This window comes from Flavobacterium sp. PL002, assembly GCF_054165825.1.
Window position 1 is genome coordinate 948,476 of sequence record NZ_CM135110.1, and the last position, 25,243, is coordinate 973,718.

The following is a 25,243-nucleotide window of genomic DNA, read 5'->3' on the forward strand; positions in this document are numbered from 1 at the left end:
AATGAAATTTATACAAAAAATAAAAAATAACAAAAGCAGTATTGTTTTGTTATTAACTACAACTCTTTTTGTAGGTTGTAGCAATTATCTTGATGTAAATAAGGATACAGATAATCCAACAATTGCACCTTTAGACTTGTTGTTAAGTAACATTGAAAAAGATGTTTCAAACACTGGAGACTTTGGTATTTATAGCGGTAGTCTACTTTCTGTGTATACACACCAAATGACAACAAGAGAAGAGCAAGATCAATATGGCGCTAAGGTTGACAACTTTGCAACCAACAATGAATGGAATAATATTTATCTGACATTGAAAGATATTGAGACATTAATTTCTCAATCTAAAGAAACAAACAACTTGGTTTATTTAGGTATTGCTCAATTACAAAAGGCATACTTATTATCAGTTGCAGTTGATTTATGGGGTGATGTACCTTTTAGTGAAGCTTCTCAATTAACAGCAGGAATACTTAGTCCTAAATTTGATGATCAAAAAGTCATTTACAGTGAAGTTTTAAAGTTGATAGAAACAGCTAAAACAAATATAAAAAGTAATGAAGGGCTACAAAAACCTGGCACAGATGATTTTTTCTATGGTGGAGATACTGCTAAATGGATCAAATTTGCAAATACATTTAAACTAAAGCTGTATAATCAAACAAGACTAACATCTGATTTTGACCAAACAGGTTTCAATGCTTTAATCGCGGAGAACGATTTCTTTTCATCTAATGCTGATGATTTTCAGTTTGCAAGATATGGTAACATATCTCCTACAGATGAGAGAAATGAATATTTCAAAGATTCTTATAACAGTACACAATTTGGATCTTATCAAAGTCCTTGGTTTTATGAAATTCTTAAAGGTGTCAATCCAAACATACACCAAGGTAATCCAGACCCAAGGATGAAATACTATTTTTACAACCAATTAATAGCAGGTCAATTCCCTCCTGATCAAGGCGATGAAACAACTGGAAATCCTAAAGCTGATTACTGGGATGAATCTACAGGATTTTACAGCATAAGATTTGGAAGTGTTGGTCCATGGAGAGATAGTAGTGCTGAAAACTCTTATACATATCCTGGAATATTTCCTGCTGGAGGAAGATACGATGATGGAAAAGGTGAAATCATGGGTACATCTACAGCTACTGGTATTGCTCCAAAAAGAATCTTAACTTACGATGAATTCTTATACATACAAGCTGAATTGATCCAAGCAGGAAAAATGACAGGTAATTCAGCTACAAAGCTGCAAGCAGCTGTTACAGCAAGTTTTGCAAAAGTTGATCAAGTAGTTAGTGGTAATGGTTCTACACAAAAGGACATACCTGTATTAATTGGATCAGAAATGGTTAACACTTTCATTACTAACTTAATGACTGAATTTAATGCAGCATCAGCCGCAAAAAAATTAGAAATAATCATGACTCAAAAGTGGGTTGGTACTTATGGAGATCCACTAGACCAATATAATGATTACAGAAGAACAGGATACCCTATATTAGCTGACCCTACAAGTTCTTCTAAAGAATATCAATTAGATAATGCAGATGGATTTCCTATAATTGATTCTCAAACAGTTTTAAACAACCCCTACCAAATATCTTTATTTTGGCCACAAAGTGAATTAAATGTAAATAAAAATTCACCTGATCAAAAAAATACTGGGACCTATAAAATATTTTGGGATAATTAAAAAATAAAATACTATGAAAAAATTAAAAATAGCTTTGCCAATATTGACTTTGTTGCTATTGACAATATCATGTACTAGTGACGGAGGAGACTCAAACAATCACTTACAAGAAGGCGCAGTACCTAATCTAAAGAAGATAACAACTGCTGACCAAGGTATAAATATAGCTGCTTTACAAAACGGTGATGATATCGATATAGGATTAACTTTAGATGTAGGTTTCGGCGAAGTATCATCAATGGATGTTATTGGGTTTTATACTAAAGACGGAATTATCAGTAAAGGAGTTTTAAAAACAGGTGTAACCACTTTTCCAAGTGATGTACACATTACAAAAGAAGACCTCTTTAATGCTTTTACTGTGTTAAACACTTCAGCTGATGTAGACATTTTGGATAAATTAGTAATTAGCACTGAGCTTACATTAAAAAATGGAACAATCATTAAAATGTATAGTGATGATGGAACGGCGATTTTTGGAGCAGACATCTCTAACGCTACGTTATTTACAGTTTTACAAACTTACGTTGTTTCTTGCCCTTTAACTAATGCCTCTATTTTCAACGGGGATTATAAAGTGGTAGTAGATAGTTGGGCAGATTATGCCGTGGGTGACATAATCCCTGTAGAATATGTTCCTGCTGATGGTACTTATACTTTTAGAATATTAAACAAAAACAATCCTTACATAGCGAATCCAAATACGTCGTATATGATTTGCGTAATTGACCCAGTTACGTCACAAGTAACTGTTACGTCAAACGAGGATTTTGATTACTCCCCAGGTTATGGGGCAACTACAGGAACTGGCTCTATAGGATCTTGCACTGGAGATATTAATTTAACTTTAGCATTTGGCCCTTATGGTGGGTATAGTTTTGATTTAGTAAAAAACTAATTTATACATCCATAAATTTTAATAAAACCATCTCATTCATTTGAGATGGTTTTTTTTTATATATTTGCATTATGGAAAAAGAACATCAAATATTTGGAATTAGAGCGATCATCGAAGCTATTCAAGCGGGAACTACAATAGATAAAGTTTACATTCAAAAAGAGATTTCAGGCGAGTTAATGAAAGACTTAATGAAAGTAATGAAACGCGCTAATGTAAATTTCTCCTATGTACCAGTTGAAAAACTAAACAAACTAACCCCTAGTAATCATCAAGGAGCTGTTGCAAGCATCTCTCCTATTTCATTTTTTGACTTAGAGACTTTGATTGATACCGTTGTTGATAACGGAAAAAAACCTTTGTTTTTAATCCTAGATCAAATATCTGACGCGCGTAATTTTGGTGCTATCATTAGAACAGCCGAATGTACTGGAGTAAATGGTATTATTATTCAAAAATCAGGTGCTGCGCCTGTAAACGGAGATACCGTTAAAACATCTGCAGGTGCCGTTTTTAATATTCCAATTTGTAAAGTGGAGCACATTAAAGATGCTATATTTCTATTACAAGCTAGCGGAATAAAAACTGTTGCTGCAACTGAAAAAACAGATAAAAATATCTATGACGTTTCCTTAAACGAAGGAGTAGCTATAATTATGGGTTCTGAAGATCGTGGTGTAAACCCTTCTGTATTAAAAATTGTAGATGAAAAAGCTAAACTTCCTATGTTTGGAACAATAGGTTCATTAAACGTATCTGTTGCTTGTGGAGCTTTTTTATATGAGGCATTAAGACAAAGACAATAATCAAAAATATTTTTTTCGACTTCAAAAAGTTGAAAACTATAAAAAACGAATCAAGACTCCGGTTTTGATTCGTTTTTTTTATCTGCAATAATTTCATAATTGATAAGTATATTAGACGTGAAGTGAGCAGGCTGCTCCTCTTCTATCACTTCTTCGGGCAAGTTTACAAAATTACCGTTTTCATCAAATCGTTGCATAAACTTATCTTCTGACGCATCAAAATCCTTTTTTTCCCAATCGTATTTAATTACTTTTTTATACTCTGGAGTTTTAAAAAAAATAGCAAATATAAAACCAGATAATAATCCCGCTAAATGTCCCTCCCAAGATATTGCTTCGTCAACTTTAGGAAAAATATACCAAACCATTCCTCCATAAAGTATCACTACAGTTAATGAAAGCGCAACTAATCTAAAATACTTAGTTATAATTCCTTTTAAAAATACAAACCCCACAAGAACATAAATCAATCCGCTTGCGCCAATATGATAACTTGTTCTCCCTATTAACCAAGTGAAAATACCCGTTAATAAAATACCATAAACAATAACTGCAAAAGATTGTTTTGGATAAAAAAATTGCAATGCAGCTAACAATATCAATAAAGGAACCGAATTATTATAAAGGTGACCTAAGTCTGAATGGATAAAAGGACTAAACAGCACGCCTTGTAATCCTGAAAATGTTCTTGGTAAAATACCGTTTGTAGCAAAATTATAATGAAAACGAATTTCAACCCAATAAACAATCCACAACGATAAAACAAAAAAAAGTGGTAATGCAATTACGGCATTGGTATATTTAAATTCTCTTTCCATAGTATTCTCTAAAAATTATCTATCCTTTAAGTGCAAAAATGAAACCAAATAAAAAGTATGCTATTATGTCACCTTCCCTAAAGATTTCGTTGTTCTTAAATCACATAACTTTTTTTTAGCCCAGATCGAAACGGCATCCTTTTTTTAAGATGCGAGGGACGAGCAATCTTAAAAAAAGATATAGTGGAGAGCTGGAATAGCTTCAAATAAAATTAGTAATTTTGTAAAATGGAAGCACCATTAGCAGAACGCATACGACCACAAACTTTAGAAGATTACGTAAGTCAATCCCATTTAGTAGGACCTAAAGGTTCCTTGACACACCAGATTACTAAAGGAATTATTCCGTCTTTAATTTTATGGGGACCACCGGGAACGGGAAAAACAACACTAGCGCAAATAATTGCGCAGGAATCCAAACGTCCTTTTTATATATTGAGCGCCATTAACTCTGGTGTAAAGGATATTAGAGAGGTTATTGAGAAAGCAAAACAAAGCGGCGGACTTTTTACTGCCAAGAATCCGATATTATTTATTGATGAGATTCACCGTTTTAGTAAATCGCAGCAAGATTCTCTTTTGGCAGCAGTCGAAAAAGGATGGATTACTTTGATAGGGGCTACTACTGAAAACCCAAGCTTTGAGGTCATTCCTGCCCTTTTATCACGTTGTCAAGTCTATATTTTAAATGCTTTTACAAAAGAAGATTTAGAAGCATTATTACAACGTGCGTTAAAAAAAGATGTTTTTTTAATGTCTAAAAACATCAATCTTAAAGAAACAGAAGCGCTACTACGTCTTTCAGGAGGTGATGGACGCAAGCTATTAAATATATTTGAACTCGTTATAAACGCTTCTGCAGAAGAGGAAATTATTATTACGAATGATCGTGTTTTTGCTTTAGTACAACAAAACACAGTTTTGTATGACAAAAGTGGCGAGCAACATTATGATATTGTTTCGGCGTTTATAAAATCCATTCGTGGTAGTGATCCTAACGGAGCAGTTTATTGGCTTGCAAGAATGATTGAAGGCGGCGAAGATGTAAAGTTTATTGCTAGACGCATGTTGATCCTTTCTAGTGAAGATATAGGCTTAGCTAACCCTACTGCGTTTATAATGGCTAACAACACTTTTCAAGCGGTTACAACAATAGGTTATCCTGAAAGCCGAATCATATTGAGCCAATGTGCAATTTACCTAGCTACTTCTCCTAAAAGTAATGCCTCTTACCTAGCAATAGGAAATGCCCAACAACTGGTTAAACAAACCGGTGATTTGTCAGTGCCCATACATTTACGCAATGCGCCAACTAAATTAATGAAAGAGTTGGGGTATGGGGACGAATACAAGTATTCACATGATTATCAAAATAACTTTGCAGAACAAGAATACCTGCCTAACGAAGTAAAGAATACACCACTGTATACTCCAGGAATAAACTCTCGTGAAAATACTACTAGAGAATTTTTAAAAAATCGCTGGAAAGACAAATACGGTTATTAAATAAAAAAGGTTCTAAAAACAGCATCAATCTGTTTTTAGAACCTTTTTTAAAATATTATTTCAATTTAAAACTTAACTGCAATTTTTTCTGAAACAAGTTTTTCATCTTTATAATACTCAAAATACCAAGCTCCATTTTTAGCAACTAATACTCCCTGAACTTCGCCTTTAGTCGCTATATATGTTGATGGACTAGAAGTTTTAGTAACTTTCATAACCACTTTAGGGCTTGCGTCTACTAATTGATAACCATTTTCTATAGGCTGTGCATATAATAAGTCGGCTGCGTTAGTAACATCTTCCATTACTGTAGTTGCGTTATTTTGAACTGACTCATCCTTGATGATTGTTTCAGGAATATCTTCCTCTTCAACTTCAGTTTCAACAACAACTTTTTTAGCTGCTCCAGCGTAAATGTAATGTAAAGCGTTAATTGACTCAAATGCCTGATTTAAACACTCAACGTAAGCCGTTTCATATTCTTTATCTTTACTTCTTCCCGTTTCTGACTGAAAAACCAGCTTCCCTTCACAATCTTTTAAGGTCACAAAAAGTTTAGTAACTAAAAAACCGCTCTCTTTTTCAACATTTAAATATAATAGATCACATCTTTTTGCAAATTGTTTTGGCATTTGTTCATTTGAATAAAAAGCTTCAAATCCTGCTTTTTTCAAATTAAACTTGGATAATGTATTTAAACGATACGCATTATCTGATTTTAAAAAATCAAATTTAATAGGCACAACAACCGCTTTATAATTATTAACAGATTGCGCATTAACAAAGTTCCCTGCTACTATAAGCAGTAATAAAATATATTTTTTCATGGTTTAAAGGTATTTTTTTAATTCTAATAAATGGTTAACTTGTTTAATATTTGAGGCTACTTTAACATTACTTTCGTTAAAGAAAATAGCATCTAACCCTATATTCAATGCGCCCTCTACATCTGCTTCTAGAGAATCACCTATCATGATACTATTTTCTTTTTTGGCTTTAGCCAAATCTAAAGCGTATTCAAAAATAACAGGATTAGGTTTTTTTACACCCGCTAATTCTGAATTAGTGATCGTTAGGAAATAATCTTCTAATTGAGCATTTTTTATTTTTCGATCTTGAACTGCTGCAAAACCATTAGTTATTATATGCAAATTGTACCTTTCGTTTAAATAATCCAAAACTTCAAAAGCACCATCAAAAAGATGGTTATTATCCGGTAAATGGGTTAAATAGTCTTCAGCAATAACTGATATTTGAGCATCCGTAATCACGTAATTGATAGCATCAAAGGATTCTTTAAGTCGGTTATAACGCAATTCTTCGTGTGTGATCTTATCAAATTGATACAATTTCCAGCAAGCCTGATTAATAGGCACATACTTTTCTATAAATTCTGTTATTTGAACTGAGGGATGGTAATTAGACAATATTTTACCGAAAGTAATTTCAGAATTTTTATCAAAATCCCAAAGAGTGTGGTCTAAGTCAAAGAACACGTCGCTAATATTTGTAATCTTCATTTGTAATTTTTAAAATATTCCTTCGTCTACAAAGCTAAAATAATTTACCTCAGTAATAATCAAATGGTCTAAAACTTTAACTTCTAAACTATCGCCAGCAAGTTTCAGTTTTTTAGTGATTTGTTTGTCGGCTTCACTTGGAACTAATGTTCCTGAAGGATGATTATGACACAAAATTAATGCCGTTGCTCCTATTTCTAGCGCTAATTTAAAAACAATTCTAACATCTACTAAAGTTCCGGTAATGCCGCCTTTGCTTAATTGTGATTTTGACAAAACTTTGTTCGAATTATTCAAATAGACTATCCAGAATTCTTCATGCGGTAACTCCCCTATTATGGGTTGCATTAGTTCAAATATTGCTTTGCTGGAAGTTATCTTGACCAAATCTAAAGCATCCTCTGACCTCCTACGCCTACCCAATTCTAATGCTGCAATTATCGAAATAGCTTTTGCCTCACCTATTCCTTTATATTGCGTTAATTGTGCTATAGAAAGCTTCCCTAATAAATTAAGATTATTATTCACACCAGCTAAGATTTTTTTACTCAATTCCACTGCCGACTCGTTGCGACTTCCTGAACCAATCAAAATAGCAATTAACTCGGCATCACTTAAAGCACTTTTGCCTTTGAGCATCAGTTTTTCTCTAGGCTTATCGTCTTCTGACCAATGTGTAATTGGAAAATTACTGCTTTCCATATTATTTATTTATGAATGTTATTTAGCTAAACTACACAAAAAAAGGAACTTAACTAAATTCCTATCAAAAATAGCCTTAACTTTAAAATAAAAAATGAAATTCTTAGTAGCAGCCATCACGTTTCTATCCGTTTGTTCTTGTGGCCAAAAACAAGAAAGCAAAACACCTCTTATTGCCGAGAATGTTATTATAAACACCTTTGAGCAAAAATTATCTGACGCCGCTTTGTCTATAATTAATCCTTCAATAGTATACGATCCCAGTTATTTTTCGATAAAATACCCTAACGGTGACATTGCAGCAAACAAAGGCGTTTGTACTGACGTGGTCATTAGAGCTTACCGAAAATTAAATATTGATTTACAAAAAGAAGTACATGAAGATATGAAAGCAAATTTCTCTAAATATCCCAATTTAGTAAAATGGGGAATGACAAAAACAGACACAAATATAGATCATAGACGTGTACCAAATTTAGAAGTTTTCTTTGATCGAAAGGGAGAGCATCTACCCATAAATCAAGACCCGTCAACTTATAAAACAGGAGAAATTATAACCTGGATGATTAATGGAAAACTGCCACACATAGGGATTATAACAAACCAAAAATCAGCTGATGGGAAACGAAATCTAATAGTCCATAACATTGGTGGTGGTCAAGTACTCGCAGACTGCTTGTTTGATTTTGAAATTGTTGGACATTATAAATACCAAAAATAAAAGCCAATTATCAAGTTGACAATTGGCTTTCTATCATATTCTATTCTTAATTATTCTATTAATTTCTTAATTTCATCAAAATCTAATCCTCCATAATTTCCAGAACTCATTAATAACAAGGCAGCATTGTCAAAGTTTAAACTAAAAAGATATTCTTTGAACTCTTTTGGGTTTGTGTAAATAACAAGATCTTTTCTATTAAATGCAGTTGCTATTTGTTCATAACTAACTTCGTCTAATTGCTTAATTTTTACTGCATCTGGTGAATAAAATACCACAGCCACATCAGCATATTCAAGAGCACCTTCGTATTCTTTTAAAAACTCTGCATTCAAACTACTGTAGGTATGTAACTCTAAACATGCTATTAATTTACGATCAGGATATTGCTCTTTTACAGCTTTTGTAGTCGCTGCCACTTTACTTGGCGAATGTGCAAAATCTTTATAGGCAACACTTGTATTACTTTCAGCTATTTTTTCTAGACGTTTTGAAGCTCCTTTAAAACTAGCAATCGCCTCATAAAAGGCAGCTTCATCAACACCCATATTTTGACAAATCCATTTGGCTCCAGCCAAATTATTCAAATTGTGAGCACCAAAAACTTCAATAGGCATATCTCCTTCTGGAGTTTCTAATAAAGTTACTCCATTATCAACTTTGTAATTTGGAGTTGAATACGGTAATTTTCGTATCGGGTTTGTTGCTGCTTCCGCTACTCTTTTCACTTCGGTATCATCTTCATTGTATACTAAAATTCCGCCATTAGTAATTTTACTAATGAAAATTTCAAATTGCTCCACATAATTTTCATATGTTGGAAACACATTGATGTGATCCCAAGCAATTCCTGATATTAAAGCAATATTAGGTTGGTACAAATGAAACTTAGGACGCCTATCAATTGGTGAAGACAAATATTCATCACCCTCAAGAACAATAAAATCATTCTCCTCCGTAAGATGCACCATTGTATCAAATCCTTCTAATTGCGCACCTACCATATAATCAACAGCAATATCATGATAATGCATCACGTGCAAAATCATTGAAGTAATGGTTGTTTTACCATGAGAGCCACCAATCACTACTCTCGTTTTATTTTTAGACTGTTCATATAAAAATTCAGGGTACGAGTAAATCTTTAGCCCCAACTCCTGCGCTTTTAATAATTCAGGATTATCAGCCTTAGCATGCATTCCTAAAATTACTGCTTCAATATCTTGGGTTATTTTTTCAGGAAACCAACCCATTTCGACTGGTAAAATTCCTTTTTTATCTAAGCGTGATTTTGATGGCTCAAAAATTGCGTCGTCACTCCCAGTTACTTGATACCCTTTATTCTTTAATGCTAAAGCTAGATTATGCATGGCGCTACCACCGATAGCTATAAAATGAGTTCTCATATATTGTTCTTAAATGTTCAATTTAATTTTTTAATTTGTTCTTGTATTGCATTTGCCCTAGTTGGATCATCCATTTTATTTCGGTATAAATCAGCTAGCATTTTATAACTCTCAATAGAATTATTACTCACCACAATAGCCTTTTTATACATGTTTTCGGCTGATTTATAGCGTTTAAAATATTCCTCAATTCTTCCGCGTGACATGTAACCATCAACCGGTGAAATTGCTAATAGTTCATTAGAATACCGTATTGCTTTAGACTCACTCCCTCCTACAATTCCAGGCAACTGAATATACAGCATTACTAAAGCCCACCTGGCATCAATATGTTTAGGCTCCAGCTCAATTGCTTTTTCAAAGGATTCTTTTATATCATCAATCATCCCTAAAGCTTTGAATTTATTTACTTCTAAAGCATACATACCTGTAGCGCCGCCATATTTATAATGATAATTTGCCTCATTAGGCTTAAGTGTTTTTAACCTTTTGTAGTATCCTATTGCCTCCGGCCAAGATTTACTCGCCCCAGCAATATCACCTAAGTCTTCAATAATTACGAGATTAGTACTATTTGATTTCAACAGCGTTTCAAAGATAGGTTTAGCTTGTTCGTATTTTTTATCGTCAAACAGCCTCTGAGCTCGCTCATAATTAGATTGCGAAAAAAGCATTACTGGAAATAATAAGAATAACAACTGTTTCATTTTTCAAAAATAAGAAATTTATATAAGCATTAGAAAGATAATTCATCAACATTAAAACTAAAAAGTATAATGAAATAGAAAACTTAAGAACACTTTACCATAACACACTCCACTTAATTTAGCCATGTATCATTTTGATAAAAATTAATAGCATTATTAATAAACAAAGTTCTTGCCATATCGCCAATATAAAATAACGAATACCTACCAAATTAGATTTCTTATTAGCACCACAAAATTATATGAAAATATTTTATGCCATTCAAGCCACTGGAAACGGACACATAAGTAGAGCCACACAGTTATACCCTTATCTTTTAAAACACGGAACTGTTGACTTCTTTGTAAGTGGAAACAACGCCACTCTGGACCTTAAATTGCCTATTAAATTTCAAAGCAAAGGTTGCAGTCTCTATTATAGCAAATGTGGCGGACTCGATTATTGGAATATTACTAAAAATATTAGACCGCGCCAAATCTATAAAGATGCTGATGCGCTCCCGTTGAAAGACTATGATATAATTATTAATGACTTTGATGCAATAACGTCATTAGCTTGCAAGATGCAAAACGTACATTCGGTGCAGTTTGGGCACCAAGCAAGTTTTCTTTCTAAAAACACACCAAGACCAGAAAAAAAAAGCCTTATGGGCGAAATGATTTTAAAACATTATGCAAGCGCTCCTAAAAACATTGGATTGCATTTTGAAAAATACGACAGTTTTATTCGTCCACCCATCATTAAAGACCAAATACTTGAAGCAACACCAAAAAACTTAAACCACATTACCGTTTACTTACCTTCCTTCGATCAAGACTGCTTACAAAAAGCCTTCAATAAACTAAATGATGTACAATTTCATTGGTTTCTAAGTGATGTAACCCAAAAACATACTGTAAACAATATCACCTATTATCCCGTAAACCAAAAGCAGTTCAATCAAAGCTTAATAACTTGTGACGGAATCATTACCGGTGGCGGATTTGAAACTCCAGCCGAGGCACTTTACCTTGGTAAAAAAGTACTTTCCATCCCTATTCGCAATCACTATGAACAAGAATGTAATGCTGCAGCACTAAAAAAATTAGGTGTTCCCGTAGTTTATGATGTAGCTAAAGACTTTGACCAAATCATTGCTAACTGGTTGGATTTAAAAATAACGTATCCCAAAATACAAGCCAACAACATTCCCGAAACATTGGATTATTTATTTGATACTTATCGCAGCTAAAAAAATATTTGGGAATGTCCCGCAAAAAAAGCGGGTCGGGCTATGCGCTACAATCTTTTTAGAGGAAAAAACCTCAAAAAAGGATTTCTGCTTCTATCCCTCATTCAAACTAGAATAAAATAGAAAAACCCTCAACTAATAAATACGCATTATAAAACCACATTAATTATCAATTTCATGTTTTTTTATTACATTAGTAAAAAATAAAACATGAAAACACTACCACAATGGTTTGAAGAATACGGAGTAAGTCACAAAAATGTAACCAATAAAAAAATTCATTACATCTGTGTACCGTTGATTTTTTTCTCAGTTGTAGGCCTTTTTATGAGTATTCCAAACCAGCTTTTGACTCCGCTTGCTAACTTACACCCTGTTTTTGCAAATTGGGGTTTTATCGCTTTAGTTTTTGTGTTATTATTTTACTTTAGATTATCCCTTATCATGGGTTTAAAAATGCTGCTTTTTACAACATTGTGCTTGATTGGCAACTATATAATCTCTCAAACAATAAATATACTATGGTTTTCTATGGCCGTATTTGCAATTGGATGGATTGGTCAATTTTATGGCCATAAAATTGAAGGAAAGAAACCATCATTTATAAAAGACTTGCAATTTTTACTCATAGGACCAGCATGGGTAATTGATTCTGTACTTAAAATAGATTAATTATGATAACATAAATTTCACAAAGTTTTAAAACAGCTTATTGTAACAGCATATTTTTTTTTAGTAACTTGTTGATTATTAATCTAAACATAATTAAAATGGGATTACTATCATTTATCAAAGATGCTGGAACAAAATTATTTGGAAAAAAGGAAGACGAAGCACCAGCAGCCGAAAAAGAAACCTTAAAAGCAAGTGCGCTATTAGCACACGTGCAATCTTTAAAATTGCCTTTTAAAAGTTTAAAAATATACCTACAAGCAGAAAAAGTTACTCTTAAAGGAGAAGTAGAAAATCAAATAGATGCTGAGAAAATTGCATTAGCAGTGGGTAATATCGAAGGCGTATCCGAAGTTGACAATCAAATGGAAGTAACTATTAAAGAACCTGAAGCAAGATACCACACGGTAGAAAGTGGCGATTGGTTGTCTAAAATAGCCAAAAAATATTATGGAGATGCGAATAAATACAATGTTATTTTTGAAGCAAACAAGCCCATGCTTACCGACCCTGATAAAATATATCCTGGTCAAGTTTTAAGAATACCCAACTTGTAACTATTAGAACCAGTAAAGTAAACCTATAAAAAAATCCGCTTCAAGTTTCTTGAGCGGATTTTCTAATTTATAATGACTGACTAATTAATCATTCAGCATTTTCCAAAGTTTGTCTTTCAGTTCTGTTAATCCTTGTTGCGTCACAGAAGATATAAACATATAAGGTACGTCTTTGAAAGCAACATCAAGTTCTACTTTCAGTTCTTCTCTTAGCTCGTCATCTAGCATATCAATTTTTGAAATCACTAACAAACGTTCTTTATCAAGCATTTCTGGGTTGTACTTTGTCAACTCATTTACTAGAATATCGTATTCCCCTTTAATATCTGGAGTGTCAACAGGAACTAAAAACAATAGCGTTGAATTTCTTTCAATATGTCTCAAGAAATAATGTCCTAATCCTTTTCCTTCTGCAGCACCTTCAATAATCCCTGGAATATCAGCAATTACAAATGATTGATAATCTCTGTAAGCTACAATTCCTAAATTGGGTTTTAAAGTTGTAAACGGGTAATCAGCAATTTTTGGCTTAGCTGAAGTTAAAACAGATAATAAAGTTGATTTCCCAGCATTAGGAAAACCTACTAATCCTACATCAGCAAGTACTTTAAGCTCTAAAATAACATCACTCTCTGTACCTGGTAAACCTGGCTGAGAATAACGTGGTGTTTGATTGGTTGAACTTCTAAAATGCCAGTTCCCTAATCCACCTTTACCACCTCTTGACAGTACTTGACGTTCTCCATCTTCAGTAATCTCGAATAAGATTTCGCCTGTTTCTTTATCTTTTACAACAGTTCCTAATGGTACTTCGATAAATTTATCATCACCATCAGCACCTGTACTTCGGTCACCACTACCATCTCCACCGTTCCCAGCTTTGACGTGTCTTGCAAATTTAAGGTGAAACAAAGTCCATAGTCCTTTATTTCCAACTAAATATACGTGTCCTCCACGACCACCATCACCACCATCTGGCCCACCTTTTTCAATAAATTTCTCTCTGTGCAAGTGCGTAGATCCCTTTCCTCCTTTTCCTGAAGAAACAAATATTTTTACATAATCTACGAAGTTTCCTTCTGTCATAACTCTTTATTTAATTTGACACGATTCAAAAAAACTGACAACCGCTGATTGCCTTCCTTTTAATTTTAAATCCTCTGTCATTTTTTTATAATCTGTTTAAAGATTCCATCTACCAAAGTTGGCAAACAACAACTCTTAAACAATCTACTATTTTTGCATGAACAATATAAAGTTTCAAGCAGAACTGAATATTGAATTTTTATTTTATTTTCGTAATGATTTCACTATCACTTTATCAATCTTTATTCCGTCCATATCGATTACCTCTAACTGGAATTTATTCCAAATCAGTTTTTCTCCTTGTTTAGGAATATGTGAGAGTTCTGTCATAATTAATCCACTAACGGTAGTTACATCATAATCATTGATTAAATCATCTAACTCAAAATAAGTTAAAAAATCATGCAATGAATAATGTCCGTCAACTAACCAAGTACCGTCTTCTCTTTCTATTAATTGAAAATCGTCTTTATAAAATTCTGAAGCATCACCTACAAGCGCTTCAAGAATATCATTAAGCGTAATAATTCCCTGAAAAATACCATACTCGTCAGAGACGAAAGCATAGTGAATTCCGGTTTTTTTAAATTGCTCTAGAGCTTTATAAGCAGTGGTATACTCCATCATAAATGGTGCATCTGTCATAATACTTTGCAAACTAAAACCTTCATTATCAATGGTTGCAAAGATGTTTTTTAAATTCGCAACTCCTACAATATCATCGTAATTATCATTGTAAACTGGATAAATTGAATGCAATTCTTCGAGCATAAATTTTTTAACGTCAATTTTACTGGAAGTCAATGGTAAAAAAACCACTGATTTACGATGTGTCATCAACGAATTTATTTTTCTATCTCCAATATGAAAAACACGTTCTACAATATCTTGTTCAATTTCTTGTACTTCACCACCTTCAGTACCTTCTTTAATGATGGCTTTGATTTCTTCTTCGGTTACTTTACCATCAGCACTAGGTCTTATTTGCAAAACATTTAATAAGAACTCCGTCGAATTAGTTAGTAACCAAATAAATGGTGCCGTAATTATAGAAACCACTTTCATAGGCATTGCTACTTTTTTAGCAATTGCTTCTGGGTGATTTAATCCAATTCTTTTGGGCAATAACTCTCCTAATACTAAAGAGAAGAATGTCAATATTACCACCACTACTCCTACTGCAATAGTAGGCGCGTAGGGTTTTAAAACCGCAAAAGAACTAACAAATGCTTGCACATCAGTCGTTATTTTATCACCGCTATAAATACCCGTTAAAATACCAATAAGGGTAATTCCTATTTGTACGGCTGACAAAAACTTATTAGGAGCATTAGCTAGTTCTAATGCTATTTGGGCGCTTTTATTGCCTTTTTTTGCTGCAGATTCTAACCTGTTTTTCCTTGCTGAGATCAGTGCGATTTCAGACATGGAGAAAAGTCCGTTTAGTAAAATCAGAAAAAGTATGATTAGTATTTCCATATTTTTTTTAGCCCAGATGGCAGCAAAAAGTGCGACGCTTGTAAAACTTTGTTTTTCTTGATAAAAAAGAGCGACCGGAGGAAGCTCCTTTTTTATTTTAGAAAAGCTGTTTTATAAGCAAGAACTTGTAGCGTACAGCTGGAATTGCTTCTTATAAATTATCTATAACATCACTTAGACGTACTGTAATTTCATCAATAGTTCCTATTCCGTTTACGGCATGAAACTTATTTTGTTCTTTATAGTACCCCATTAAAGGTGCTGTTTTCTCATTGTATTCTTGGTATCTATTACGAATTTTATCTTCGTCTTGATCGTCAATTCTTCCGCTTGTTTTTCCTCTATCAAGTAATCTTGCTACAAGAATTTCATCATCAGCTTCTAAGGCAATTGTAGCCGTGATGATTTCATTTTTAGAAGCTAAAAAAACATCTAAGGCTTTAGCTTGAGAGATCGTTCTAGGAAAACCATCAAATAAAAAACCAGCAGTATTTGGATTTTTTTCTACTTCACTTTGTAACATTTTAATTGTTACTTCATCAGGAACTAGATCTCCTTTGTCCATATAAGTTTGCGCTAACTTCCCTAATTCAGTCGCATTTTTTATGTTGTATCTAAAAATGTCTCCTGTTGAAAGGTGCGTTAATTTGTACTTTTCTTTTAGAAATTCAGCTTGAGTTCCTTTTCCTGCTCCTGGTTTCCCAAATAAAACGATGTTAGTCATAATGTGTGTTGCGTAGTTATTCTTTTAGTTGATATACTTCTGGCAAGTTTCTTCCTAGACCGTCATAGTCTAGACCAAAACCTACTATAAATTTATTTGGAATTTCGATTCCAACATAGTCAATTTTAATATCTTTTTTATAAGCCTCTGGTTTAAAAAACAAAGTTGCTATTTTTAACTCCTTTACATTTTGTTTTTTAAACAACTCTTTTAACTCAACAAGTGTATTTCCTGTATCTACTATGTCTTCAATAATTACTACTGAACGACCTGTTAAATCTTGATTTAGACCTATTAATTGTTTTACCTCATCTGTAGAAGAGGTTCCTTCATAGGAAGCCATTTTTATAAAACTTACCTCGCAAGCACTTTTATACGCTTTCATAAAGTCAGCTACGACCATAAAAGAACCATTTAAGACACCTATAAATACAGGCGTTTCATTTTCAAAATCAGCTACTACTTGAGTGGCCATTTTATCGATTGCAAAGGCTATTTCTTTGGCTGTTATAAACGGAACAAATTGTTTATCGTGAAGTTGAATCATTATTTTTGTGTTTAAAATAATGTGCAAAGATAGGAATTTCTGAGTTGCCAATTCAGATTAAAAACCATAAGAATAGTTTACAATTGAAAATAATAGGTATTTTAGCCCTAGATGAATAGTGAATTTTATAAAAACATAGCCAAAAGCAATGCTTACAGAGCGAGTCGTGACAAAAACACACAGCTAGTTATGACTAATTTGCTTTTATTTCCTGATTTATTAGCAATCGCACTCAATACCGCCGACAAAAACCACTATAAAGCATGCTGGATTATGGAGTTAGTTCTTGAAAAACAACTGCATTTACTCACTGATTATCTTGCATTATTTTGCAATAGTCTCTCTAGCTTTACTAACGAAAGTGCTTTGCGTTCTATTTCAAAAATTTGTTTGTTTTTAAGTCTGCACATTCACCTAACACCATTACAAGAAGAGCAAATCACTGAAAACTGCCTTGACTGGCTCATTCAAGAAAATCGAAAAGTAGCCACAAAAGCCTACGCTATTAGAACTTTATTTGAATTAGGAAAAACTCAAAAATGGATTTACCCAGAATTACAACGCATCCTTAGTGATGACTACCCAAAATATTCTGCTGGATACAAAGCTGTTGCAAGAGAAATATTGAAGAAAATAAAATAGCATTTTTTGATTTGCTACATATAAAGTATCTTTGCCAGTAACAAACAACTACACAATGAATTATTTTTCTTCTGATTTTAAATTAGGAATTTTGGGCGGTGGACAACTAGGCAAAATGCTGTTATCTGACACCCGAAAATTTGACATACAAACCTACGTTTTAGACCCAAGCGATGAAGCACCTGCGAGAATTGCTTGTAATAAATTTTACAAAGGCGACTTAATGCATTTTGACACTGTTTACCAATTTGGAAAAATGGTAGATGTTTTAACTATCGAAATTGAATTAGTAAACCTCGACGCTTTAGAAAAACTAGAAAGTGAAGGTGTCAAAATATATCCTTCACCAAAAACATTAAAAGCCATTCAAAACAAAGGAAAGCAAAAAGATTTCTATGTAGAAAATGGGATACCAACATCAAAACACCTTCGTTTTGTGGATATCGCCGACTTGACGAAAGCATTAGAAAAAGACGAATTAGAATTTCCTTTTGTCTGGAAATGTGCCGAATTTGGTTATGATGGTAATGGGGTAAAAATTGTACGTTCTACTTTAGACCTGATTAACTTACCAGATGTAGAATGTATTGCTGAAGATATGGTGCCTTTTAAAAATGAATTGGCAGTCATTGTTTGTCGCAATCCATCAGGAGAAATTAAGACTTACCCTGTTGTAGAAATGGAATTTCATCCCGAAGCCAACCAAGTGGAATATGTGATTTGCCCTGCGAGAATAGATGATAAAGTAGCTAAAAAAGCAATCGCTATTGCATTGAAAGTTTCAGAAAGCTTTGACCATGTAGGTTTATTAGCCGTAGAAATGTTCCAGACTGAAGATGATGAAATCCTTGTAAACGAAGTAGCTCCTCGCCCACACAATTCAGGCCATTACTCTATAGAAGCGAGTTATACATCACAATTTGAAAATCATTTACGCGCTGTTTTAAACTTACCATTAGGAAACACTGCTAGTAAAGTTGCTGGCGTTATGGTAAACTTAGTAGGAGCCGAAGGATATGAAGGCCAAGTAGTTTATGAAAACATAGAAAAAATCATGGCAATTGATGGTGTAACACCCCATATTTACGGCAAAAGACAAACTCGTGCTTTCAGAAAAATGGGACATGTTACCATAGTAAATGAAAACATGGCTGAAGCGAGACGCATTGCCGAGGAAGTGAAGAAAACAATAAGAGTTATAAGTTTTTAATAGCATTCTATTGTGATAAAACAGCCCTTTTTTTTAATTAACTTTACAGCATACAGCCTTAACTATGAAATTATCAAAATTACATATAGAAGAATATAGACATTTAGAAAATCTATATTTTGATTTCACTTATCCTGCGGATTATAAAGACAAAACGAAAGCGGGAAAACCTTTGGATAAAATTTGTTTTATTGGACAAAGTGCGACAGGAAAGACTGGGTTGCTGGAGTTGATTTATAATTTATCAAATAGTCTTTTAAGTGTTCATGTTGCTAATAATAGATCATTATCTTTACCTATAAAAAGTGACTACAGTTCAGAGTTATATGGTGAAATTCTATTTACAATTAATGATAATATCATAAACCAAAAACACAAAGAGGTTACATACAAAAATCAAAAATATTTTTTTGAAAATTTCAGCGGAACATTAGATTCTTTAGTACCTGAATCAGATAAGAAAAATATATATTATTTTAAATCCAATATTATTTCTGATAAAAACATTGATATTTTCACTAAAAACCCAATTGACTTAAATGAAAAGCACAATGAAGATTTACTTCTGCTTGCTGTTCATTTTCATAGCAAAAATTCATATGGAAACACTTTCAATGACAATGTTGATGAAAAAATTTGGCTATATTTAATAAGTGAAATTTTAGAATATCGGAAAAATTTCACTCAAAAAATGTCTGAATTAATCCACAAAGGGCTATTGTCAAATCCTTCAAAATTAGATAGTGAATATAAAAAATGGCAAAAAGAAAATCCAAATGAATTGGAAGATTTCGCTAAAAAATTCAATCCAATTATAGAAAAACTAAATCTAGAAGTTGATTTAGTGAATACTGAATATTCTATTCCAATAAAAAACAAGAAAACAGACGAAGTTATTCCAATCCAAAATACCAGTACAGGAACAAAAGGGTTATTATTGTCGTTTCTACCTTTGTTTAAACTAGACACCAAAGATTCGATTATCCTTATAGACGAACCAGAACGTTCATTGTATCCTGATATGCAAATGGATTTAATGGATCATTATCAAAATTTGGCTCCCGAAGCACAATTTATCGTTGCTACCCATTCGCCTTTTATAGCCGCTTCGTTTGAACCCGAAGAACGTTTTATTCTTTATTTTGACGAAGAAGGAAAAGTAGCAATTCGTAGTGGAAAATCTCCTATTGGTGATGACCCGAATGATATGCTTAAAAATGATTTTGCTGTTAACTATTACAATAAATACGGAGAAGCTGCTTACAAACAATATTTGAATTTAAAAGAACAAATTACTAAAGAGAACGACCCTAATAAAAAGAAAAAACTTTTATTAGAAACGGTTAAATTAGGTGACACTTATAATTTTTGATAATGAGACGAATAGTTAAAGATGTAAACTCCGAAATTGCCACTCAGAATTTGAAATATAAAGAAGGGGACTCAACTAACAATCGTAAAATTTCTCAGATTCTTTTTGGAGAACAAAAAGGATTTTGTGCCTACACGGAAGAGTATCTTGGCCGTGCTGATGCGCGAGATATTGAGCATTTTAATCCCAAATTAAAAGATACTACTGCTGACTCTAACACCAATTGGTTTTTAGTCAAACACAAATGGAACAGTGAAAAAAGCACAAAATGGGAAAAATTCCAACCTGTACTGTACCCGACAGATAAGGATTTTGAAACCAGAATAATTTACGATAATGGAGACTACCGAGTTAGCGATTCAACTGACCTAGAAGCAGTAAACTTAATAAAACTACTGAAACTTGATGATATTCCTTTAGCAGACGAACGCAAAAGATACATCAAAAGAAAAGCGTTGGAAATAGAGACGTTTGGCGTCTCAAACGAAGATTTCTTCAAGATATTAATTGAAGACAATGTAAATCAAATATCATACCTCCGAGCCATCCAAGAAGAATTCAATATAAATATTTGGGATTTAATCCCCCAACCAAAATAAACATAAAAATGAAAGTAGCCGTAATCATGGGAAGCATCTCTGACATGCCCGTAATGCAAGATGCCATTGATATATTAAAATCATTTAACATTGAAGTAGAAGTTGATATAGTGTCTGCTCACAGAACACCTGAAAAGTTATTTGATTTTAGCCAAAACGCACATCTTCGAGGAATTTCAGTAGTAATTGCCGGTGCTGGTGGTGCAGCGCATTTGCCTGGAATGGTGGCTTCAATGTCTCCCCTTCCTGTAATTGGAGTTCCTGTAAAATCGAGTAATTCTATTGACGGATGGGATTCTGTTTTGTCAATTTTACAAATGCCGGGTGGTGTTCCTGTTGCAACTGTCGCTTTGAACGGTGCCAAAAATGCCGGAATATTAGCCGCTCAAATTATTGGCAGCAGCAACAAAGAAATCCTTGATCGCATCATCGCATATAAACTAGAATTGAAAGAAGCAGTGATTACCGCTTCTGAAAATTTGAAAAAATAAAAATATTTTAAAAATACCTTATCAAGGTTTAAAAACCTGATAGGGTTAAATAAATACAACATGAACATCCTAACACAATATTTCAATACCAAACATAATACGGCGCCTTTTTCGCAGATTAAAAACGAAGATTATTTGCCTGCGATACAAGAAGGAATTGCTTTGGCAAAAGCAGAAATTGATGCCATTGCTAACAATCCAGAAGAACCGACTTTTGAAAACACAATTGTTGCCATGGATTACACCGGAGATATTTTGGATAGAGCGTCAAGTATCTTTTTTAATTTGAACTCGGCAGAGACGAATGACGAAATGCAAAAAATAGCTCAAGAAGCTTCGCCTCTATTATCTGAATTTGGAAATGACATCACGCTAAATCCTGTTTTGTTTGCTCGCGTAAAAGCGGTTTACGATTCAAGAGAATCATTAGACTTGACTACTGAGCAGGCCACTTTATTGGACAAAAAATACAAAGGTTTTTCTCGAAATGGTGCTAATTTGCCCGAAGATAAAAAAGACCAACTACGTGCTATTGACAAAGAATTATCGAAATTAAGCTTACAGTTTGGCGAAAATATTTTGGCAGAGACCAATGCATTCGAAATGCATTTAACCGATGAAAAGGATTTGGCTGGACTACCAGAAGGAACTATCGAAGCCGCGCGTTCTTTGGCGAAAGCCCAAGAAAAAGAGGGCTGGATTTTCACATTAGATCACCCGAGCTACGTTCCGTTTATAACATACGCAGATAATCGTGAATTGCGTAAAAAACTGGCAATTGCCTTTGGTGCCAGAGGTTTTCAGAATAACGAATTTGACAATCAAGAAATTGTTTTGAAGATTGCTAAACTTCGTTTTGATAGAGCACAATTATTAGGCTACGCGACCCATGCTCATTTTGTATTGGAAGAACGTATGGCGCAAACTCCAGAAAAAGTACTTTCGTTCTCGAATGATATGCTAGCAAAAGCCAAACCGGCAGCTTTGAAAGAATTTGAAGAGTTGTCGGCTTTCGCCAAAAAACTAGACGGAATCGAGCAACTAGAAAAATGGGACGGTGGTTATTATGCTGAAAAATTAAAACAACAACTTTTCAATTTGGATGACGAAAAATTGAAGCCTTATTTCCAGTTAGAGAAAGTATTGAAAGGCGCTTTTACAATCGCTGATAAATTATACGGTTTAACTTTTACCGAAGTATTTGACATTGACAAATACCATCCTGAGGTAATGACTTACGAAGTTACCGATGAGAAAAAAGATTTAGTTGCCATTTTCTACGCTGATTTTTTCCCTAGAAAAGGAAAACGTAACGGCGCATGGATGACTTCATTCAAATCACAATATGTAAAAAACGGAATCAACGAAAGACCGCATGTGTCTAACGTTTGTAATTTTACAAAACCAACAGAAACAAAACCATCGTTATTGACATTTAATGAAGTGACAACATTATTTCATGAATTTGGACACGGATTACACGGAATGTTAGCCAACACCATTTACCCAAGTTTATCAGGAACATCCGTATTTTGGGATTTTGTAGAGTTGCCTAGTCAGGTGATGGAAAACTGGTGTTACGAGCCTGAAGCTCTGGCTTTGTTCGCAACGCACTACCAAACGGGTGAAGTTATTCCGCAAGAATATGTAGAAAAGATCAAAGAAAGCGCGAGTTTCCACGAAGGATTAGCAACGATGCGACAATTGAGTTTTGTCCTTTTAGACATGGGATGGCACGGACAAGACCCTACGGGAATCACGTCTGTAAAAGCATTCGAAAAAGAGCAATTTGAATCTACTAGATTATACCCAGAGGTTGCCGAAAACGCTATGAGTACGGCTTTCTCACATATTTTTCAAGGTGGTTATTCATCAGGATATTATAGCTATAAATGGGCAGAAGTATTAGATGCTGATGCTTTTGAATTTTTCCAAGAAAAAGGAATTTTCAATAGAGAAGTCGCTACCAAATTCAAAGAAAATGTTCTCTCAAAAGGAGGAACAGAACCACCAATGGAATTGTACAAACGCTTTAGAGGACAAGAACCGAAGCCTGATGCTTTATTGAAAAGAGCGGGGTTGTTGTAAAAAAATATATTCAAATGACTATCACAACTTTTTTAAAAGAACATAATTCAAAAATAAAAACGGCTAAAAAACTAAACGTTAGAGATTTAGATCGATTAAATGATTTTGAAACTGTTGCTTATGTCGATGATGCAAAAGAAAGTTACGATGTGAAAGTTGTGATTAACAGTCGCAAAAATATTGTAGATACAATTTGCGACTGCGAAGAAGGTGGCGTTTGCAAACATATTGTTGCGCTTGTTTTGCATCTTTCAGAAAATAAAACTGAAAAAGCAGTTTTGAAACCCCGAAGCAAAAAGCAAACAGAAACTGATACTATATTAAACGCTTTAGACAACGACAACTTACGAATTTGGATTTCAGAAATATTGAATACGAATAAAGAATTAGCTTTTTTATTTAAAAATCAATTTGGGACCAAACAAGTAGTTTTTAATTCAGATTATATAAAAAAAACCGTCAAGGCAAGTTTGCAATCTGTCATTGGAAAGCGTCGAACTATTGAAACCAATGAAGTGAAAAAATTTGTTGATGCCTTAACGATATCTACAAAAGAGGTACTAGAACAGCTTTTTTTTGGGCCAATAACCAAAGAAAAATACTCCTTAATTAAAATCCTAATAGATGAATTAGCAAATATCAATGCAAACTATTACATCAGTAGTATTAAAATCACTCGTTTTATAGAAAACATTTATGACACCTTGATTAAAAGTCTCTTCACGATAAAAGATATTGACGTTTGGAAAGAAAGTGTTCAGTTATACTTTTCATATATTTTTGAAAAACAATTTTTGTTATTTGAATTGCATCAATGTGAAAAAATTTATGAATTTTCTAAAACCAATGAAAATCAACAAAAAGCTATAGTTCAAATTGTAGCACATAATTTTGAATTAATTCTCGAAAAATCAAAAATTAGCCCTTTAAATTTGATCCAGGAACTAGAATCCTTTATTTTCAAAATCTTCACTGAGAATGGCTTATTCGAAAAATATGCATCAAAATTCAAACCTCGATTGTATCAAAACGAATACAACATTAATTTGCTCAATGCACTAATGGAAATTGAGCACTTTGATAGCGTTGAAGTTTATTGTAACGAAATCATAGAACGAAATTATCAAGAAAAATATAATGTTCCTTATTTACAATTTTTAATCACCATACATAAAGCCAATAACGACAATAAAAAATTAGCCCAATTGTATAGTGTTTATGGCAAGTTTATCTATGACATTGAAGTCTATTTGTTTATTAAAGAGAATTTACCTTTAGCCGACTTTAAAAAATATAGAATGTCAGTTTTTATTCATGCACGCAACAGTTATCAATCTGGAGATTTGAAAGCTTTTGATTTTTATTTTGAAATTAAAAAATTAGACGGCAAAGAAGAAGATTTATTTGAAATGCTTCAAAATAGCGCAAATTTATCATTCGTAAATAAATACAAAGAAATAGCAATCGAGATAAAAGAGAGTAAATTTTTCACGCTGCTTTTTAGATTTGGTTATGAATATAGAACTAATTTTGAAGATATAGAAAGTATCGCAAATTACATTTTCAATAAAATTGAAAAATCGACAATACAATTCTATTTAAAACAAAATTCTACTTATAGCTATACTCGTTTTTATAAAAAAATATTGGAACTAGTGAATTGAAATATAATTTTTAAACGCGGCACCGAATTGCCAATGGAATTATACAAACGATTTACAGGACAAGAACCTCAGCCTGATGCTTTGTTAAGAA

At 33.2% G+C, this 25,243-nt stretch carries 25 protein-coding genes; 15 read left to right on the forward strand and 10 right to left on the reverse strand.

Annotated features, from left to right (window positions below):
- Position 1: 1 nt before the first annotated feature.
- The 3 genes from ACVEGE_RS04190 (at position 2) to rlmB (ending at position 3,409) form a co-directional block, all read left to right on the forward strand.
- On the forward strand, positions 2-1,705 hold the full coding sequence (locus ACVEGE_RS04190; protein ID WP_192500710.1) for a SusD/RagB family nutrient-binding outer membrane lipoprotein: 1,704 nt from the start codon (positions 2-4) through the stop codon (positions 1,703-1,705).
- A 13-nt stretch (positions 1,706-1,718) separates the two neighbouring features.
- A complete protein-coding gene (locus ACVEGE_RS04195) occupies positions 1,719-2,603 on the forward strand; it encodes a hypothetical protein (protein ID WP_192500711.1) in 885 nt (294 codons plus the stop codon).
- 71 nt (positions 2,604-2,674) lie between these two features.
- Positions 2,675-3,409 (forward strand): 23S rRNA (guanosine(2251)-2'-O)-methyltransferase RlmB, encoded by a 735-nt coding sequence (rlmB, locus tag ACVEGE_RS04200; protein WP_173852637.1) that lies wholly within the window; start codon positions 2,675-2,677, stop codon positions 3,407-3,409.
- Positions 3,410-3,459: 50 nt separating this feature from the next.
- Here rlmB and ACVEGE_RS04205 read toward each other — a convergent pair whose 3' ends face one another.
- Positions 3,460-4,227: a rhomboid family intramembrane serine protease gene (locus ACVEGE_RS04205; RefSeq protein WP_192500712.1), complete on the reverse strand. Its 768-nt coding sequence runs from the start codon at positions 4,225-4,227 to the stop codon at positions 3,460-3,462.
- A gap of 228 nt (positions 4,228-4,455) precedes the next feature.
- Here ACVEGE_RS04205 and ACVEGE_RS04210 point away from each other — a divergent pair, with 228 nt between their 5' ends.
- Complete coding sequence (locus ACVEGE_RS04210; protein WP_173856687.1) at positions 4,456-5,733, forward strand: replication-associated recombination protein A; 1,278 nt, start codon at positions 4,456-4,458, stop codon at positions 5,731-5,733.
- A 65-nt stretch (positions 5,734-5,798) separates the two neighbouring features.
- Here ACVEGE_RS04210 and ACVEGE_RS04215 read toward each other — a convergent pair whose 3' ends face one another.
- The 3 genes from ACVEGE_RS04215 to radC are packed head-to-tail and all read right to left on the reverse strand — an operon-like array spanning position 5,799 to position 7,955.
- Entirely contained in the window at positions 5,799-6,560 is a 762-nt protein-coding gene (locus ACVEGE_RS04215) for a hypothetical protein (protein ID WP_173852632.1), read from the reverse strand.
- A gap of 3 nt (positions 6,561-6,563) precedes the next feature.
- Positions 6,564-7,253 (reverse strand): YjjG family noncanonical pyrimidine nucleotidase, encoded by a 690-nt coding sequence (locus ACVEGE_RS04220; protein WP_173852630.1) that lies wholly within the window; start codon positions 7,251-7,253, stop codon positions 6,564-6,566.
- 9 nt (positions 7,254-7,262) lie between these two features.
- Entirely contained in the window at positions 7,263-7,955 is a 693-nt protein-coding gene (gene radC / locus ACVEGE_RS04225) for a RadC family protein (RefSeq protein ID WP_173856684.1), read from the reverse strand.
- Positions 7,956-8,049: 94 nt separating this feature from the next.
- Between radC and ACVEGE_RS04230 the strand changes: the two genes are divergently transcribed.
- Positions 8,050-8,676, forward strand: a complete 627-nt coding sequence (locus tag ACVEGE_RS04230) for a DUF1287 domain-containing protein (protein ID WP_192500713.1) — start codon at positions 8,050-8,052, stop codon at positions 8,674-8,676.
- A 50-nt stretch (positions 8,677-8,726) separates the two neighbouring features.
- Here ACVEGE_RS04230 and ACVEGE_RS04235 read toward each other — a convergent pair whose 3' ends face one another.
- Both ACVEGE_RS04235 and ACVEGE_RS04240 read right to left on the reverse strand, forming a co-directional pair.
- Complete coding sequence (locus ACVEGE_RS04235) at positions 8,727-10,082, reverse strand: UDP-N-acetylmuramate--L-alanine ligase (protein ID WP_192500714.1); 1,356 nt, start codon at positions 10,080-10,082, stop codon at positions 8,727-8,729.
- 17 nt (positions 10,083-10,099) lie between these two features.
- On the reverse strand, positions 10,100-10,789 hold the full coding sequence (locus tag ACVEGE_RS04240) for a tetratricopeptide repeat protein (protein ID WP_173852622.1): 690 nt from the start codon (positions 10,787-10,789) through the stop codon (positions 10,100-10,102).
- Positions 10,790-11,031: 242 nt separating this feature from the next.
- Here ACVEGE_RS04240 and ACVEGE_RS04245 point away from each other — a divergent pair, with 242 nt between their 5' ends.
- The 3 genes from ACVEGE_RS04245 (at position 11,032) to lysM (ending at position 13,250) form a co-directional block, all read left to right on the forward strand.
- On the forward strand, positions 11,032-12,021 hold the full coding sequence (locus ACVEGE_RS04245) for a glycosyltransferase family protein (protein WP_173852620.1): 990 nt from the start codon (positions 11,032-11,034) through the stop codon (positions 12,019-12,021).
- Positions 12,022-12,231: 210 nt separating this feature from the next.
- Entirely contained in the window at positions 12,232-12,693 is a 462-nt protein-coding gene (locus ACVEGE_RS04250) for an Mpo1 family 2-hydroxy fatty acid dioxygenase (RefSeq protein WP_173856681.1), read from the forward strand.
- A gap of 98 nt (positions 12,694-12,791) precedes the next feature.
- Entirely contained in the window at positions 12,792-13,250 is a 459-nt protein-coding gene (gene lysM / locus ACVEGE_RS04255; RefSeq protein WP_192500715.1) for a peptidoglycan-binding protein LysM, read from the forward strand.
- 84 nt (positions 13,251-13,334) lie between these two features.
- On the opposite strand, the gene obgE is transcribed toward lysM, so the two are convergent.
- The 4 genes from obgE to hpt form a co-directional block, all read right to left on the reverse strand.
- A complete protein-coding gene (gene obgE / locus ACVEGE_RS04260) occupies positions 13,335-14,336 on the reverse strand; it encodes a GTPase ObgE (RefSeq protein ID WP_173852614.1) in 1,002 nt (333 codons plus the stop codon).
- A gap of 204 nt (positions 14,337-14,540) precedes the next feature.
- Positions 14,541-15,815 carry a hemolysin family protein gene (locus ACVEGE_RS04265; protein ID WP_173852612.1) on the reverse strand — a complete coding sequence of 425 codons (1,275 nt, stop codon included), beginning with the start codon at positions 15,813-15,815 and terminating at the stop codon, positions 14,541-14,543.
- Between the two features lie 151 nt (positions 15,816-15,966).
- Positions 15,967-16,539, reverse strand: coding sequence for an adenylate kinase (locus ACVEGE_RS04270; RefSeq protein ID WP_173856678.1), 573 nt, complete (start codon positions 16,537-16,539; stop codon positions 15,967-15,969).
- 16 nt (positions 16,540-16,555) lie between these two features.
- Positions 16,556-17,086 carry a hypoxanthine phosphoribosyltransferase gene (hpt, locus tag ACVEGE_RS04275; protein WP_173856677.1) on the reverse strand — a complete coding sequence of 177 codons (531 nt, stop codon included), beginning with the start codon at positions 17,084-17,086 and terminating at the stop codon, positions 16,556-16,558.
- Between the two features lie 111 nt (positions 17,087-17,197).
- Here hpt and ACVEGE_RS04280 point away from each other — a divergent pair, with 111 nt between their 5' ends.
- From ACVEGE_RS04280 to ACVEGE_RS04310, 7 genes are all read left to right on the forward strand, one after another.
- Positions 17,198-17,728, forward strand: coding sequence for a hypothetical protein (locus ACVEGE_RS04280; RefSeq protein WP_192500716.1), 531 nt, complete (start codon positions 17,198-17,200; stop codon positions 17,726-17,728).
- A gap of 55 nt (positions 17,729-17,783) precedes the next feature.
- Positions 17,784-18,938: a 5-(carboxyamino)imidazole ribonucleotide synthase gene (locus ACVEGE_RS04285; protein ID WP_192500717.1), complete on the forward strand. Its 1,155-nt coding sequence runs from the start codon at positions 17,784-17,786 to the stop codon at positions 18,936-18,938.
- Between the two features lie 64 nt (positions 18,939-19,002).
- On the forward strand, positions 19,003-20,310 hold the full coding sequence (locus ACVEGE_RS04290; RefSeq protein ID WP_192500718.1) for an AAA family ATPase: 1,308 nt from the start codon (positions 19,003-19,005) through the stop codon (positions 20,308-20,310).
- A 2-nt stretch (positions 20,311-20,312) separates the two neighbouring features.
- Positions 20,313-20,909 (forward strand): hypothetical protein, encoded by a 597-nt coding sequence (locus tag ACVEGE_RS04295; RefSeq protein WP_192500719.1) that lies wholly within the window; start codon positions 20,313-20,315, stop codon positions 20,907-20,909.
- Positions 20,910-20,917: 8 nt separating this feature from the next.
- Complete coding sequence (gene purE, locus ACVEGE_RS04300) at positions 20,918-21,400, forward strand: 5-(carboxyamino)imidazole ribonucleotide mutase (RefSeq protein WP_192500720.1); 483 nt, start codon at positions 20,918-20,920, stop codon at positions 21,398-21,400.
- A gap of 60 nt (positions 21,401-21,460) precedes the next feature.
- Entirely contained in the window at positions 21,461-23,488 is a 2,028-nt protein-coding gene (locus ACVEGE_RS04305) for a M3 family metallopeptidase (RefSeq protein WP_192500721.1), read from the forward strand.
- Positions 23,489-23,502: 14 nt separating this feature from the next.
- Entirely contained in the window at positions 23,503-25,152 is a 1,650-nt protein-coding gene (locus ACVEGE_RS04310; protein ID WP_192500722.1) for a hypothetical protein, read from the forward strand.
- Positions 25,153-25,243: the final 91 nt, after the last annotated feature.